This is a genomic window from Vibrio sp. C8 (assembly GCF_054051265.1).
Genome location: NZ_JBPAOE010000050.1, coordinates 129,344 through 142,361, shown reverse-complemented (window position 1 = coordinate 142,361; position 13,018 = coordinate 129,344). Strand labels below are relative to the sequence as shown.

Annotated in this window: 16 protein-coding genes; 6 read left to right on the top strand and 10 right to left on the bottom strand. The window is 42.2% G+C overall.

Going from position 1 to position 13,018, the window contains the following annotated elements:
• Position 1: 1 nt before the first annotated feature.
• The 3 genes from ACRQQK_RS18280 to ACRQQK_RS18270 are packed head-to-tail and all read left to right on the top strand — an operon-like array spanning position 2 to position 3,106.
• Complete coding sequence (locus tag ACRQQK_RS18280; RefSeq protein ID WP_457513791.1) at positions 2-790, top strand: glycosyltransferase family 32 protein; 789 nt, start codon at positions 2-4, stop codon at positions 788-790.
• Positions 783-2,072 carry a lipid IV(A) 3-deoxy-D-manno-octulosonic acid transferase gene (gene waaA, locus ACRQQK_RS18275; RefSeq protein WP_457513789.1) on the top strand — a complete coding sequence of 430 codons (1,290 nt, stop codon included), beginning with the start codon at positions 783-785 and terminating at the stop codon, positions 2,070-2,072. Before ACRQQK_RS18280 ends, waaA begins: the two co-directional genes overlap by 8 nt.
• A complete protein-coding gene (locus ACRQQK_RS18270; protein WP_457513787.1) occupies positions 2,069-3,106 on the top strand; it encodes a glycosyltransferase in 1,038 nt (345 codons plus the stop codon). Before waaA ends, ACRQQK_RS18270 begins: the two co-directional genes overlap by 4 nt.
• Here ACRQQK_RS18270 and ACRQQK_RS18265 read toward each other — a convergent pair.
• The 4 genes from ACRQQK_RS18265 to ACRQQK_RS18250 are packed head-to-tail and all read right to left on the bottom strand — an operon-like array spanning position 3,101 to position 6,327.
• On the bottom strand, positions 3,101-3,982 hold the full coding sequence (locus ACRQQK_RS18265; RefSeq protein ID WP_457513785.1) for a hypothetical protein: 882 nt from the start codon (positions 3,980-3,982) through the stop codon (positions 3,101-3,103). The genes ACRQQK_RS18270 and ACRQQK_RS18265 overlap by 6 nt on opposite strands.
• 15 nt (positions 3,983-3,997) lie before the next feature.
• The gene (locus ACRQQK_RS18260) at positions 3,998-4,531 is read right to left on the bottom strand and encodes an acyltransferase (protein ID WP_457513784.1); all 534 of its coding nucleotides are present in this window, start codon (positions 4,529-4,531) and stop codon (positions 3,998-4,000) included.
• Positions 4,532-5,566, bottom strand: a complete 1,035-nt coding sequence (locus tag ACRQQK_RS18255; RefSeq protein WP_457513782.1) for a glycosyltransferase family 9 protein — start codon at positions 5,564-5,566, stop codon at positions 4,532-4,534.
• 50 nt (positions 5,567-5,616) lie between these two features.
• Positions 5,617-6,327 (bottom strand): 3-deoxy-D-manno-octulosonic acid kinase, encoded by a 711-nt coding sequence (locus ACRQQK_RS18250; protein WP_457513780.1) that lies wholly within the window; start codon positions 6,325-6,327, stop codon positions 5,617-5,619.
• 105 nt (positions 6,328-6,432) lie between these two features.
• On the opposite strand from ACRQQK_RS18250, the gene ACRQQK_RS18245 reads away from it, so the two are divergent.
• Together ACRQQK_RS18245 and ACRQQK_RS18240 are read left to right on the top strand one after the other, a co-directional pair.
• Positions 6,433-7,488: a glycosyltransferase family 9 protein gene (locus tag ACRQQK_RS18245; protein WP_457513778.1), complete on the top strand. Its 1,056-nt coding sequence runs from the start codon at positions 6,433-6,435 to the stop codon at positions 7,486-7,488.
• Positions 7,485-8,273 (top strand): glycosyltransferase family 2 protein, encoded by a 789-nt coding sequence (locus tag ACRQQK_RS18240; RefSeq protein ID WP_457513777.1) that lies wholly within the window; start codon positions 7,485-7,487, stop codon positions 8,271-8,273. The genes ACRQQK_RS18245 and ACRQQK_RS18240 overlap by 4 nt, the downstream gene beginning before the upstream one ends.
• Before the next feature lie 38 nt (positions 8,274-8,311).
• Here the strand turns inward: ACRQQK_RS18240 and ACRQQK_RS18235 are convergent, their stop codons facing one another.
• Complete coding sequence (locus tag ACRQQK_RS18235) at positions 8,312-9,343, bottom strand: glycosyltransferase family 9 protein (RefSeq protein ID WP_457513775.1); 1,032 nt, start codon at positions 9,341-9,343, stop codon at positions 8,312-8,314.
• A 100-nt stretch (positions 9,344-9,443) separates the two neighbouring features.
• Here ACRQQK_RS18235 and coaD point away from each other — a divergent pair, with 100 nt between their 5' ends.
• Positions 9,444-9,938: a pantetheine-phosphate adenylyltransferase gene (gene coaD / locus ACRQQK_RS18230; protein ID WP_102962972.1), complete on the top strand. Its 495-nt coding sequence runs from the start codon at positions 9,444-9,446 to the stop codon at positions 9,936-9,938.
• Positions 9,939-9,951: 13 nt separating this feature from the next.
• Here coaD and mutM read toward each other — a convergent pair whose 3' ends face one another.
• The 5 genes from mutM to radC form a co-directional block, all read right to left on the bottom strand.
• On the bottom strand, positions 9,952-10,761 hold the full coding sequence (mutM, locus tag ACRQQK_RS18225) for a bifunctional DNA-formamidopyrimidine glycosylase/DNA-(apurinic or apyrimidinic site) lyase (RefSeq protein WP_457513773.1): 810 nt from the start codon (positions 10,759-10,761) through the stop codon (positions 9,952-9,954).
• Between the two features lie 25 nt (positions 10,762-10,786).
• Positions 10,787-11,269, bottom strand: a complete 483-nt coding sequence (locus ACRQQK_RS18220) for a hypothetical protein (protein ID WP_457513772.1) — start codon at positions 11,267-11,269, stop codon at positions 10,787-10,789.
• Positions 11,270-11,464: 195 nt separating this feature from the next.
• The gene (gene rpmG, locus ACRQQK_RS18215) at positions 11,465-11,632 is read right to left on the bottom strand and encodes a 50S ribosomal protein L33 (RefSeq protein WP_002535344.1); all 168 of its coding nucleotides are present in this window, start codon (positions 11,630-11,632) and stop codon (positions 11,465-11,467) included.
• 13 nt (positions 11,633-11,645) lie between these two features.
• A complete protein-coding gene (rpmB, locus tag ACRQQK_RS18210; protein ID WP_004728407.1) occupies positions 11,646-11,882 on the bottom strand; it encodes a 50S ribosomal protein L28 in 237 nt (78 codons plus the stop codon).
• A gap of 449 nt (positions 11,883-12,331) precedes the next feature.
• Complete coding sequence (gene radC / locus ACRQQK_RS18205) at positions 12,332-13,006, bottom strand: RadC family protein (RefSeq protein WP_457513751.1); 675 nt, start codon at positions 13,004-13,006, stop codon at positions 12,332-12,334.
• Positions 13,007-13,018: the final 12 nt, after the last annotated feature.

Here is a 13,018-nt window from a genome sequence, read left to right as displayed (position 1 = left end):
TATGAATAATTTTGGACTGGTTGTAAGCAACCGACTGATTCGACTTACTGGTAATATCATTAAGATCCTGTCTTATCCATTCCATTTTGTCTTTAAAAATAAGCGGTTTGCTATTCCAGAATACTCTGCTGCAAAAGTAAAGCCTTCTTCAACCTCGCAAGTTCCTCGAGTAATTTGGCAAACAAACTACTCGAATAAATGTGCTTTGCCAGTTTATCTAAACTACTTATTTAATCGAATGTGTAGCCTTAGCTATGACTATCATTACGTGAGCACAGAGGCACGCGAAGAGTATCTGAGAGAGAATGCGCCCGAAAAGTGGTATAGAACATATTGCCGTTTAACTGATGGAGCCGCCCAGGCGGATCTTTGGCGCTTATTTGTTCTATACAAAGAAGGTGGTATCTACATGGACATAGACGCGACCTTGGTATGGAACCTAGATACGCTTATCAATAATGAAGATTCTCTATATATCCGTGTTAGCAATAATACAGAGATAACCAACTACTTTATCGCTTCACAATCAGGTAATGGCTATCTAAAAGAGTGCTTAGATCTTATTGTGCACAATGTTGAAAACTATGACCCAGAGATGGGTGTTTACCACTCAACTGGCCCTACGGTTCTTAATAAAGTGCTCGAAGGTAAGACAATTAATGCAAGAGACCGTAAATATGTGTGTATTCAGGGTACCTTTACCAACGAATATTTCCAGTACTTAGACAAACCACGTGGTAAATGGGTACATATGGATACCAGAGATCTTGTAAAAAAAGACCATGATTAGAGCAACACTCGTTTTATATTCTCTCGCTCTGTACCTAATCGCACCATTAGCTCTTATAGCTCTAACAAGGAAGCAGAGTAACAAGCCTTATATTGGTACGCGATGGAAAGAGTATTTAGGGATACCAAGTGTAGCTAAAAGCGACAAACCTTCTATTTGGATCCACACAGTTTCTGTTGGAGAGGTTATTGCTGCATCGCAAGTAATAAGAGAGCTTAGACTTTCATATCCTGACACACCTATTATCATCACTACGACAACCACAACCGGAGCTGAAAGAGTGGCAAACCTTGGTATCGATGTAATTCATCAATACATGCCATTTGACTTTACATGGGCCGTAAGAAAGTTCATCAAGCACCACAACCCTGCCTTTTTAGTCATTATGGAAACCGAGCTTTGGCCAAACACTCTAGTTACTGCTCGCAAAATGGAAGTAGGTGTAGCTGTTTTGAATGCCCGTTTATCCGAAAAATCCTATAAGAACTACGCAAAGTTTCGCACGATATTTAGCAAGCTAATGTCAGGCGTTTCGCTTGTTCTTTGTCAAAACAAACAAGATAAACAACGTTTTTCTAAACTTGGAGTTAACCCCAATTCACTACACACAACGGGGTCTATAAAATACGATTTCAAAGTGTCACAAACACAAATCAGAGAGGCTATTCGTCTAAAAAAAATACTTCATTGCAATAAGTATTGTTGGATTGCGTCAAGTACACATGAAGGGGAGGACGAAATTTTATTAAAAATTCACCACTCTCTACTCACTAGCTATCCAGATCTCTTAATGATAATTGTTCCTCGTCATCCAGAACGCTTCAACGATGTCTATAAAATGGCTTTAGGATATGGATTCAGCTCTGTAAGACGTAGCCAAATCTGCAAGTCATCCAACACTGAGAAAGTGAATGTTTTAGTTGGTGACTCAATGGGAGAAATGCAGATGTATCTTGCTATGTCAGACATCTGCTTTATGGGGGGGAGCTTACTAGGAGAGGCAGTTGGAGGCCATAACGTCCTAGAGCCCGCCGCACTCAGCATCCCTACAATCACTGGTCCAAGCTATTTTAATTTTAAAGAAATCACCGAGAACCTTGCTGAACACAATGGCCTGTTCATCGCTAATAACGCCGATGATATATTAAACTACATCCATAATCTTTTAGCAGATGAACCAAATAGAGCAACGATTGGTCGCAACGCCAACAACGTATTTAAATCAAATCAAGGTTCAACTGCGAAAGCTGTTAACCTTCTTCGAGGTCAAATAAATCTATGAAGAACTTCCTTTTTATCATCGACGATTTATATGGTGGCGGTGCAGAAAAGGTACTGCTTACAGTAGCTAGCGGTCTAGCATCTAGAGGTCATCAAGTAAAAGTATGGTTACTTCGCGACAAAATTGAGCATGAAGTACCACAAAATATCGAACTTGAAGTCCTCAATGTTATTACACCTTTTACTAAAGCAATCCGTACAAAATTCGTTCGCATCTACCAAGCAAAGCAAGTTCAACGTAAGTTAGACAGACTAAAAATTGACACTTTAATTTGTTGCTCTAGCGAAAACGTTACATCTTTAGTTAATCATCCTAATCAGTATTTTTGGCTACATGCAAATTATGAGCGGACTAAACAGAAACACCTCAAGAAACTTCATGAACGATATACGGATAGAAACATTATTTCCGTGTCGAAAGGTGTTGAAAAAAGCTTACTTGATTTAGGTATAACACCCGCAACAAGCCAAGTGTTTTGGAACCCTATAGATTATGATGGCATTCACTATAAAGCTGAAGAGCTTACTTTTCCTCATACTAAAGACTATTTTGTATGTGTTGCTGCTTTAGAGGAACGAAAAGGACACAAGGAGCTATTGGAAGCTTTCGCCCAAAGTGGTTGTTCTGATGATTTACTATTGTTAGGCAAAGGTTCCGAAGAAAGCGGTCTAAAGCAATTGGCTGATGAATTAGGTATATCAAACCAAGTACACTTTCTAGGATTTCAGAAAAATCCGTACCCTTATATAAAGCATGCCAAAGCTCTTCTTCTGACATCTAAAAATGAAGGAGCACCTCTAGTGTTAGTAGAAGCTCTGATGTTAGGTACCGCGATCTCAGCTATGGACTGTCCATCAGGCCCCAGTGAAATTCTTGGATATGCAGGGCTAGAAGAGTACTTAGTTAAATTAGGAGATACTAAGGGGTTTTCTGACTGCCTAAGAAAGCTAAGTGTGCATCAGCCCAAAATAGAGCGTTCTCAGTATGAAAAGTTCTTACCAGAGAACGCGTTAAAGCAGTTTGAGAGTCTATAGCTTACCAGCTAACTTATTATATCTCTTAGTAACACTGTTCTTATATTTTTCAAGCTTCGTTTCTTTTACGACATCACGAAGATCATGAGACTGAAGCTTGAACATTTTTACCGCATCATCAAAAGACACGCCTTTCAAAAATACACGCGTAAAGAACTCTGTAATTAAGTTATCCCATTGAGGCTTGTTCCCCCAATAGTGCCTAATGCAATCTTCTGCATTTGATATTTTATTAGTTTGCAACGCTAGCGAGAGAGAGAACTGTTCTATCAACTTACGTTCCATACCATCATCACACATTGCATCACAAGCAGTAAGTGCACTATAAAGTGTTTGAACCGGATTATTTTTAGCAGAAATAGCGACTACTCCCGCATTCCACATCGCACTTTGATTGGTTAACGTGAAATCCCCATAAGTTTTTCCTAAACCATGAGTTTTCATTTTTTTACCCGTTCGACCTTTCGTGGATTCAAACTCAAACTCTTTTACATGCATATGGTTTACACCATTATCGAGTGCATCGTATAAAAGACTAAGGTCGGCGTAAGCTATAGTATCCGTATCAAAGTAAACACAGTGATGCTCGCTATTTTTCTTCGCTACAGACAAGATAGCTTCGATCTTTATCCGCCAAAAGAAGTCAAATGGGCCACGCCACTCTGTTAAAGTACTTTCCTCAACTTGAACAACCGTAAATAAGTCACCATCAAGCCATTGATAAAATTCAGGCTTATCAGTCACAATCGTAAAATGATAAGGGCGTTCTAGTGGAGAATGGGCAACTAGACTTATCATCGAATAAATCAGCTGGCTATGGTAATGAGTTCTTTCACCAAAAGTTAGAAATACGAATTCAATAGGCGTTTTAGACATGGTTAAACTCTTTAATTAAGTCATGTAATTATTCCAAGAGTAGCTGTGCCATTCTTTCGCGTCAGCTAACTTCTTGTAATGCTCTTCATCTCGATAAGAAAATACTCTCGCAGGATGCCCCCCAGCGATTGCTAAAGCAGGGATTTTTCCAGTGACCACACTTCTTGCTTGAATAACCACTCCATCGCCAATTTCAGCGCCACCTAAAATTAAAACGTCTTCACCAATCCAAACATTGTCACCAATAGTTACATCTTTTGAAATCCAGCCTTCATCGAATGGAAGCTTTTTCCCTTCGTAATCATGCCAAGATGAAACAATAGTCAAACCGGTCGCTGCGTGGAAATTATCACCTATGGTAATCTTCCCTTCGCCACCAAGTTGAGCCCCATCAAAGCACACGTTGTCCCCTAAATAAGTGTTTTCACTAACTTTGACCTTTTTATTACACCAGATCCTACCTTTGATGTAAGCAGCTTTTCGACGGACACGTTTTTCATAGTACTGTCTCCTCAACTGCTTTTTCTTTAAGTTTAGATACTTAAACATTTATCCCTCTCGAAGCTGCAAAGTTTCATCTATGGCTCGTATCGCTTCTGCTTCTACCTGCTCTACCGAAGCGATACTTTTATCTGGGTTATACACTATATAATGTGACTCATACGAGGGAAGATAACGAAATGGTACGGTACCAATAAATAATCCAAGCGTTGGAGTATGAGTAGCGATAGCCGCATTTCGAATTCCGGTATCGTTAGATATGACCAATGTTGCTTTAGCAAGGAACTCAACCACATCATCGATGGGCATCCTCTGTTGGTAAGTTACATTTGAGTGACTTTCAAATACGCCATTCCAAGAGTCATGTGATTCTTCAGGTTTCACGCCTTCAAGCAGTACAAATTTTAAATGAGGGTAACGTGTGGCTAATCGTCTAATAACCTCTTTGTATTGTTCCATTGGATAGCATTTACTCGGAGCAGCTGAGCCAGTAAAAAATGCTACATATGGACTTTCTGTATCTCTAATTTGACGGTTATCTGGTAAACCGAATTCTAAAGGCAAGGAAGGGCGATGACCAAAGAACATTAACATTTGCAGCATGATTTCTGCTTCGCAGGAGAAAGAACTTCGTTTTAAAGTCACATCGTAAAGTAGTCTTGCCTGATGATCTCTATGGGGATAGCTGACTTTTAATTTTGCCTGAGTCAATAAAGTTACATAGCTAGAGCGGTTCGTACATACTAGATCAAAGATTATGTCCTGTGGTGGAAGAGATGCCATTTCTTTAAAACGACTCACTAAACTTTCTTTGCGTCTATCTTTACCAGGGACAATATGAACACTATCAGCCAAATCTACAGGTGCACCAAGCAGAGAGTCTGATGTTGTACTTAATGTAATATGAGCATTTGGAAAGAACTTCCTAACCTCTATCATAAAGGGGCGAGTGACAATCATGTCGCCCAAAGCTGCTTGGCGGATAACTGTTACCCTATTTACATCATTAGGGTGAAACTCATTTAAATACTTTTGCGCTTTTTTACTAATATAAACGCCATCATCATTCCAAAAATAGGGCATACGTTACTCTATAGCTTAAATATAATTACTAAGATTGATGTAAAAAGAAACTAACACTTATCGTCTCTATATGCACTTTCAATTGCCCCAAAATCGGCTAATTGCCAATATATCTGACGCTTACCCACTTCCTTAATAAAAGATCGCTTCAATCTTTCTAGGTTTCCTTGCTTCCAATTATCGCAGGATTGCTGGTAACACTTATCAAAATCGATGATCCAAACCTGTTGTTGTTCATCAATCAAGATGTTGTGAATGTTGAGGTCAGTGTGATTGACTTGTGCGTCATGCATTTTCCTGATTTCTAGGCCAATTTTTTGGTACATCTGCGTGCTAAGTGGTGTTTTTTGCAAAATAGAAACTAAATCACGTGCGTTAGCGACTTTTTCACTAAGCAAGTCGGCTTGGTAAGTAAAACCCGTTCGAATCGCACATGCGGCTATTGGCCTTGGTACATTAACACCTGACTCTCTCAGTTGCTGTAAAAGCTGAAATTCCTGATAACTGCGAGTCTTTTCCCAGCCACTAAACCAGTAACTATCTGCCACCAACTTACCAAACAAGCCACCACGACGATAATGGCGTAGTGCTGCGGCCACAGTCTCTGTTTGAACGAACCAAGTAGTCCCTCGCCCTGTCGCACTGCCAATAACTTTGCCGGTATTCTGCCAATACTCGGCATCAAAAGCTTTTTCTACTGGCTCTTTCAGCAGTTGTTCATCATACCAAAATGCATGGTTGTTCTCGGTAACACTCTTCATTGTATTTAGCAACGCGACCTAAAATTAGCTGAAATCGGTTCTATTTTACATTTATTCGTTAGCTCTGCATAATTCGATATCACTAACAAAGAGTTATTCGATGCCATGGCCCTTTTTGATACAGCTCCACAATCTCTATGCATATTGCGCCTTTCTGCAATTGGCGATGTGTGTAATACCATCGCTACAGTGCAGGCGATCCAACATCAGTGGCCAACTACCCAAATAACTTGGATAACTGGAGCACTAGAGGCTAAGTTGCTTGAGAGTATCGATGGAGTTGAACTGATTGTTTTTGATAAGAAGAAAGGTTGGCGGGCATACCAACAACTTTGGTCCATACTCAAAGGCCGTCAATTTGATGCTTTGCTACACATGCAATACGCTTTTAGAGCAAGTATTGCTACATTAGGCATCAAAGCCCGATACAAGCTGGGCTTTGATGCTAAACGCAGCCAAGATTTTCAAACCCTGTTTACTAACGTAAAAGTGCCATCACCAAATAAACCTCATGTCCTTGAAGGATTAATGGCTTTTGCTCACGAGATTGGTGTTGAGGATATTACGCCTAAATGGCACTTAAACTACTCACAACAAGATGGTTCATGGGCGCAAAGTTACTTAAGCACCAGCAAGCGCAATCTTGTACTGGTACCGGGAGCGAGCAAGTCATATAAAAACTGGCATGCTGAAGGCTATAGCCAGCTTATCCAGCATGTAAGAAGCAAAAGTTGGAACGTTATCTTGGCAGGCAGCCCTGCAAAGGTTGAGACAGACTTAGCAGAAAGCATCCTAACCCTATACCAAGATGGAGTGACCAACCTTGTAGGTAAAAGCTCATTGATGCAAATGCTAGCCCTATTAGATAAGTGTGATTTAGTCATCGCTCCAGATACCGGTCCTGCCCATATGGCCAATGCGATGAACACACCAGTGATTGGCTTGTATGCACACCATAATCCTCAGCGAACCGGTCCGTATCAATATCTCGATTATGTTGTCAGTATATGGGAACAGGCGATCGAAGAGCAAACTGGGAAATCCGCCCAACAACTGAGTTGGCGCTCGCGAGTTAAAGACAAACACGCCATGAATAAAATTATTTCTGACCAGGTCACATCCATGTTCGACTTGGTCTGTGAAAAAGAGTCATTATTATGAATCAAGCCAGTCAGAACCGAGCGACGATAGCCGCCGTCATCATCACTAAAAATGAGCAAGACAGTTTACGCGACTGCCTAGAGAGCTTACGTTGGGTCGATGAGATAATCATCGTCGACTCTGGCAGTACCGACAATACAGAAGCGATAGCCCGTGAGTATACAGAGCACTTCTATGTGAATGCCCAGTGGCCAGGATTTGGTAAACAGAAGCAATTGGCACAAAGCTATGCCAGCAGTGATTGGGTTTTAGCGGTTGATGCCGATGAACGTATTGATGACACCTTACGTGAAAACATCCTTACCATGTTGGAAAACCCACCACAAAACACCGTTTATAACTTGAACGAGCTCACTTGGGTATTTGGTCGTTTTCTCAAGCATTCTGGCTGGTACTACCGTCATGTACGTCTCTATCCAAACAAGTTGACCCATTACAATGATAACCTTGTTCATGAGTCAGTAATCATTCCACAAGGCTGTCAGATAGCAGAGTTAGATGGAGATATCCTCCACTACTCTTATCAAAACCTAAATCATTACTTGGTAAAGTCGGCAGGTTATGCCAGAGCATGGGCCGATCAACGCCAAGCTCGCGGTAAGAAAGCCTCCCTCTCACAAGGGATTATTCACGCCATTGGCTGCTTCCTGAAAATGTATGTGCTTAAACGTGGTTTTTTAGATGGCAAACAAGGTTTTCTGATTTCATTGCTGTCCGCTCACTCAACATTCGTCAAATATGCCGACTTATGGGCTCGAAACAACGACAGTAACTATAAGAAATAAATGAAAAAGCCTGAGACAATCTCAGGCTTTTTTGTCTATCAGAGGAAATTATTCGCCCACGGATTCACTTGCCCGACAACCGTAGCAATATCAATTCGGGTCATGTTTTCTTGGCTCCGCTTGTCTTCAGCTTGAGGCGGACAAAATGCGATATGTCGACCTTCTGAATTCAGAGGACGCCAACGCAGCGGTGTGGCTGAACGCTTAGCTGGGAAAAAACCAACCGTAGGTACATCTAATGTTGCAGCAATATGCAGTGGTCCTGTTGAGCCCGCAATAAAAAGCTGAGCACAAGCTATAGATCGAGTGAAATCCACCAGACCATCGTTTTTATCATACAGAGCCGCTTTACCGCCAAGCTGTTCAATAATGGCTTTTAGTTCTGCTGCTTTGGCTTCTTCACCTGGGCCTGCTGTTAACACAACTTCATGCTCACCTTCCAAACCCTGAATTAAATTCGCGTACTGTTCCAAGGTTAGATTGTTTGCCGAGCCACCGCTTCCGGCATGAACGAATATCCAAGGCTTATTGGCATCAAGAATAAGTTGTTCTGAGAGTTTGTTTCGCTGAGCCTTCAATTCTGCGTCGCTAAACGACAAATAAGGTGCGGCAGGTTCAACGATTGTCATACCTGTATCACGCAAAAATGCTCTGATTAAATCCAAGTTGTACTCGTACTCCGGCTTGGCCGATTGAGATCGTTTCTGCTTGATGCGTTTGTTATAGAAGATTTGAGCCAGTTTTGTCGCAGGTGCAAGACGGTAACGAATCCCAGCCTTCCACACTAACAACGCATTGTAGGTAGTGGAAAACAAGTTAATTGATGCATCGAAGTTTCGCGCTTTAATCTCTTCGATTAACGCTTTCTGAGCACCTTTATCTGACTTCTCCGTCGGGTCAATCATCACAGCATCAATCCAAGGACACAACTCAGCCAAAGCTGCGGTGTACTTAGGTACCAACGCTGTTATGTGACAATCAGGCATAGACGCTTTTAACATCGCAAAGCTTGGCCACGCCAGCATGAAGTCGCCAATTTTATCGTTGCGAATAACAAGTAACTTTTTCATTCTGTTCTGTTTATACTCAAATTAACTGGTTCAATCATACCGACTTCAAAGCCTTTTTGTTAGTATGACGGACATTCCGTTCACTAAAGAGCAATAGATTGTGAGTCAAAAACGTATTTCTCGTGTGCTTTATCCGGGCACCTTCGACCCAATTACCAACGGTCATTTAGATTTAATTGAACGTGCGGCGAGCATGTTTGATGAAGTCATTATTGCGGTGGCGGCAAGCCCTAGTAAACAGACCATGTTTACTTTAGATGAACGAGTGGCATTCGCCCGAGAAGTAACCAAACATCTTGATAATGTCACCGCGAAAGGCTTTTCAGGACTATTAGTTGATTTCGCCAAGCAGGAAGAAGCCAATGTACTGATTCGAGGCTTACGCACCACAGTCGATTTCGAATATGAATTTGGTTTAACCAATATGTATCGACGCTTGATGCCCGGCTTAGAGAGCGTATTCCTCACCCCAGCCGAAGAGCACGCATTCATCTCTTCGACCATTGTTCGCGAAGTGGCGATCCATGGCGGTAATGTTGACCAGTTCGTGCCGGAAGTTGTCGCGATCGCCCTGCATACCAAGAAAAAAGTCTAATCCTAACTCTTTATTAATGTTGGCAAATTGGGCAGAAAAACGTATTTCTCTGCCCAATTTTTAGATCGCTAATCGGCTCCCCACAACTTGGACATACTTGTTTTGCTTTTCCATACACTTGCAGCTCTTGTGCAAAATAGCCCGGTTTACCATCCGCCTGAGCAAAATCTTTTAGCGTCGTACCACCTTGGGCTATCGCACCGGTAAGCACCGCTTTGATTTCTGCCACCAGCGTTTTCCACTCGTCCAAAGATAAAGAGCAGGCTGGGCGTTGTGGATGAATTCGAGAACTAAAAAGCGATTCGCTGGCATAGATGTTTCCTACGCCCACAACGACTTTGTTGTCCATAATGAACTGCTTCACCGCAACGCGCTTGTTCTTCGCCTTTTCAGCCATGTATTGCGCATCAAACTCATCCGTTAGTGGCTCTGGACCAATATTTCCTAACACTGCGTGCGATTCCCCCACAGGGCACCACAACCATGCACCAAAACGTCGTGGATCGTTGTAGCGTAATACTTTGCCATTACTCAAAGTGAGATCAACGTGATCGTGCTTACCTGCGGTAATGAAGCCATCTAATACACGTAAGGAGCCCGACATTCCAAGGTGAACGATAGCCGCGCCGATATCGGTTTCAATCAGCAAATACTTCGCTCGTCTGGAAATGGAACGAATTGTCTGTCCTTCCATCTGCTTTAGTTCGGCAGGGATATCCCAACGCAATTTCGGCGTACGAAAGACTAATGACTGCACTTTCTGCCCCACAAGATGAGGCGAGATGCCCATACGACTGACTTCTACTTCTGGGAGTTCTGGCATAACACTTCCTGTCTCATTCTTTTGATTATTCGTTCTCAGGCAACAAGTAACCTTGTTCAACCGAAATGGCTATCCACTTATCTTGCCAGTTTTTGAACAGCCAAAAACGCGGTGTCTGATAAAAAGTGATCCTTTGCGGTTCTTCGCGATCGCTGTACCACACCTCTACCGTTTGTGGATTACGCAGAATAGGCAGAAACGACTGATACGTTTCATCATCGACTTCAGTACCAACCAAGTCGTTCCATCGCTCTACCAATATTTCAGGTGCGATGCTGCTTGGTGGCGTCGCTCTCCAACGTCCTTGGTTTTTTTCTAAAGATAGCTGAGGAAAATGTATCGCTTGCAGCTGCCACTCGCTATTGAGCAATGTTGGATAAGCTGGCGCAGGCGGTTCCATAAAATAGGTTTTTATCACCACAGGGAGATTTAATACCCCGATGAATAACACCACAGCCAGAATGAGAATATTGTTCCACCGACGACGGCGACTAGGAGCAACACGCATGAAGCTATCCTTAATGAATGAGGAGACCCTTAGTAAAAGCGTGGCTGTAGATTAACAGGAAGAAAATGCAGATCCTAGAGAGGACTTTCAGAACAGTGAACCTTCCAAGTGGAAGTTTGCAAAAAGGGATAGCGCAGAAAAGAAAAAACCCAACCTTATAGGCTGGGTTTTCTTACTACTTAAAGAGGCAATCAATTACTTGATTTTCGCTTCTTTGTACATAACGTGTTGGCGAACTACTGGATCAAACTTTTTGATCTCGAATTTGCCTGGCATGTTACGCTTGTTTTTGTCAGTAGTGTAGAAGTGACCAGTACCAGCAGATGATACTAGACGAATTTTCTCACGAATGCCTTTAGCCATTGCTTAATTCCTCTTAAACGTTTTCGCCACGTGCACGGATGTCAACAAGAACAGCATCGATGCCTTTCTTGTCGATAATACGCATGCCTTTAGCAGTTAGACGTAGTTTAACAAAACGTTTTTCGCTCTCTACCCAGAAACGATGAGTTTGTAGGTTCGGCAGAAAACGACGCTTAGTAGCATTTCGTGCGTGTGAACGGTTGTTACCCGTTACTGGACGCTTACCAGTTACTTGGCATACTCGGGACATGAATGTCTTCTCCAAATCGTTTCAGCTCGATATCAACCTTGCTGGCTGAACCCCTTAATGTTCAAAAAGAACTGAGGTAAAAACCGCTATGGAAAATCCACGCAAGGCTATCAAAGGTCGCGCATTATACTAACTTGATACCCATTGCTCAAGACCCGAACAGATCCTTTTTGCAGGATTCGCTGATCTTTTTTCTCTGGCGAGCTGAATTAGTGTCAAAAAATGTGTGCGAATCATACCAGAAAACGACAGAAAGCTAAGCATTTTTTACGCATTCAGGCGAAATCATCAACAAATCTCTTTTAAGCGTTGTTTTTTAACATAATGATAGGTTTAAACATTGCATTTTAGACGCGTTCTTTCCTTAGAAAATACAAAACTAGGCAAGGTGTAGTTCTAATTTGCTGCTTGGGTTGGCTCATAAAAATTGAGAATGAAGCGATCAATGTTTACATCCACCCTCGCTCAGCAAAAGAAACGATTTCTCCGTCTCCAACAACAAAGTGATCCAAGACTCGTATATCCACTAAAGCTAAAGCGTCAGTGATACGACTGGTGATCCTTCTATCTGACTGGCTGGGTTCAGCCACGCCTGAAGGGTGATTGTGTGCCAAGATGAGCGCCGCTGCATTGTGGTGAAGCGCGCGTTTTACCACTTCTCTTGGGTAGACACTGGCTGCATCGATAGTGCCTTCAAATAAGATTTCATCTTGAATAACCCGATGCTGATTATCGAGAAAAAGAATATAGAAAGCCTCACGCTGCCTGTCACGCAACACACTTGAAAGATACAACTGTGTCTGCTGTGGGCTGGTTAAAGCTTCTCCGCGCTTTAAGGTTTCAGCCAAATACCGCTGGGTAATTTCTAATGATGCCTGCATCTGCACATATTTGGCTTTACCTAACCCTTTATGCTGACAAAAGTGATCTTTGGATGAGGAAAACAGAGATCGTAACGAACCAAACTCCCTTAACAGGAAATCAGCCAGCTCCAGCACATTCATCCCTTGGGTACCTGTACGAAGTAATATAGCGAGCAGTTCGGCATCGGAGAGGGATTGAGGGCCACGCGATAACAATTTTTCACGAGGCATGGATTCACTAGGAAGAAATTTTCGCTTCATATCAACTCCTGT

What these genes read in the sequence shown, in the direction of transcription:
- ACRQQK_RS18280 (WP_457513791.1), top strand. Translation starts at nt 2, where the DNA reads ATGAATAATTTTGGACTGGTTGTAAGCAACCGACTGATTCGACTTACT.
- waaA (WP_457513789.1), top strand. Translation starts at nt 783, where the DNA reads ATGATTAGAGCAACACTCGTTTTATATTCTCTCGCTCTGTACCTAATC.
- ACRQQK_RS18270 (WP_457513787.1), top strand. Translation starts at nt 2,069, where the DNA reads ATGAAGAACTTCCTTTTTATCATCGACGATTTATATGGTGGCGGTGCA.
- ACRQQK_RS18265 (WP_457513785.1), bottom strand. Translation starts at nt 3,982, where the DNA reads ATGTCTAAAACGCCTATTGAATTCGTATTTCTAACTTTTGGTGAAAGA.
- ACRQQK_RS18260 (WP_457513784.1), bottom strand. Translation starts at nt 4,531, where the DNA reads ATGTTTAAGTATCTAAACTTAAAGAAAAAGCAGTTGAGGAGACAGTAC.
- ACRQQK_RS18255 (WP_457513782.1), bottom strand. Translation starts at nt 5,566, where the DNA reads ATGCCCTATTTTTGGAATGATGATGGCGTTTATATTAGTAAAAAAGCG.
- ACRQQK_RS18250 (WP_457513780.1), bottom strand. Translation starts at nt 6,327, where the DNA reads ATGAAGAGTGTTACCGAGAACAACCATGCATTTTGGTATGATGAACAA.
- ACRQQK_RS18245 (WP_457513778.1), top strand. Translation starts at nt 6,433, where the DNA reads ATGGCCCTTTTTGATACAGCTCCACAATCTCTATGCATATTGCGCCTT.
- ACRQQK_RS18240 (WP_457513777.1), top strand. Translation starts at nt 7,485, where the DNA reads ATGAATCAAGCCAGTCAGAACCGAGCGACGATAGCCGCCGTCATCATC.
- ACRQQK_RS18235 (WP_457513775.1), bottom strand. Translation starts at nt 9,343, where the DNA reads ATGAAAAAGTTACTTGTTATTCGCAACGATAAAATTGGCGACTTCATG.
- mutM (WP_457513773.1), bottom strand. Translation starts at nt 10,761, where the DNA reads ATGCCAGAACTCCCAGAAGTAGAAGTCAGTCGTATGGGCATCTCGCCT.
- ACRQQK_RS18220 (WP_457513772.1), bottom strand. Translation starts at nt 11,269, where the DNA reads ATGCGTGTTGCTCCTAGTCGCCGTCGTCGGTGGAACAATATTCTCATT.
- rpmG (WP_002535344.1), bottom strand. Translation starts at nt 11,632, where the DNA reads ATGGCTAAAGGCATTCGTGAGAAAATTCGTCTAGTATCATCTGCTGGT.
- rpmB (WP_004728407.1), bottom strand. Translation starts at nt 11,882, where the DNA reads ATGTCCCGAGTATGCCAAGTAACTGGTAAGCGTCCAGTAACGGGTAAC.
- radC (WP_457513751.1), bottom strand. Translation starts at nt 13,006, where the DNA reads ATGAAGCGAAAATTTCTTCCTAGTGAATCCATGCCTCGTGAAAAATTG.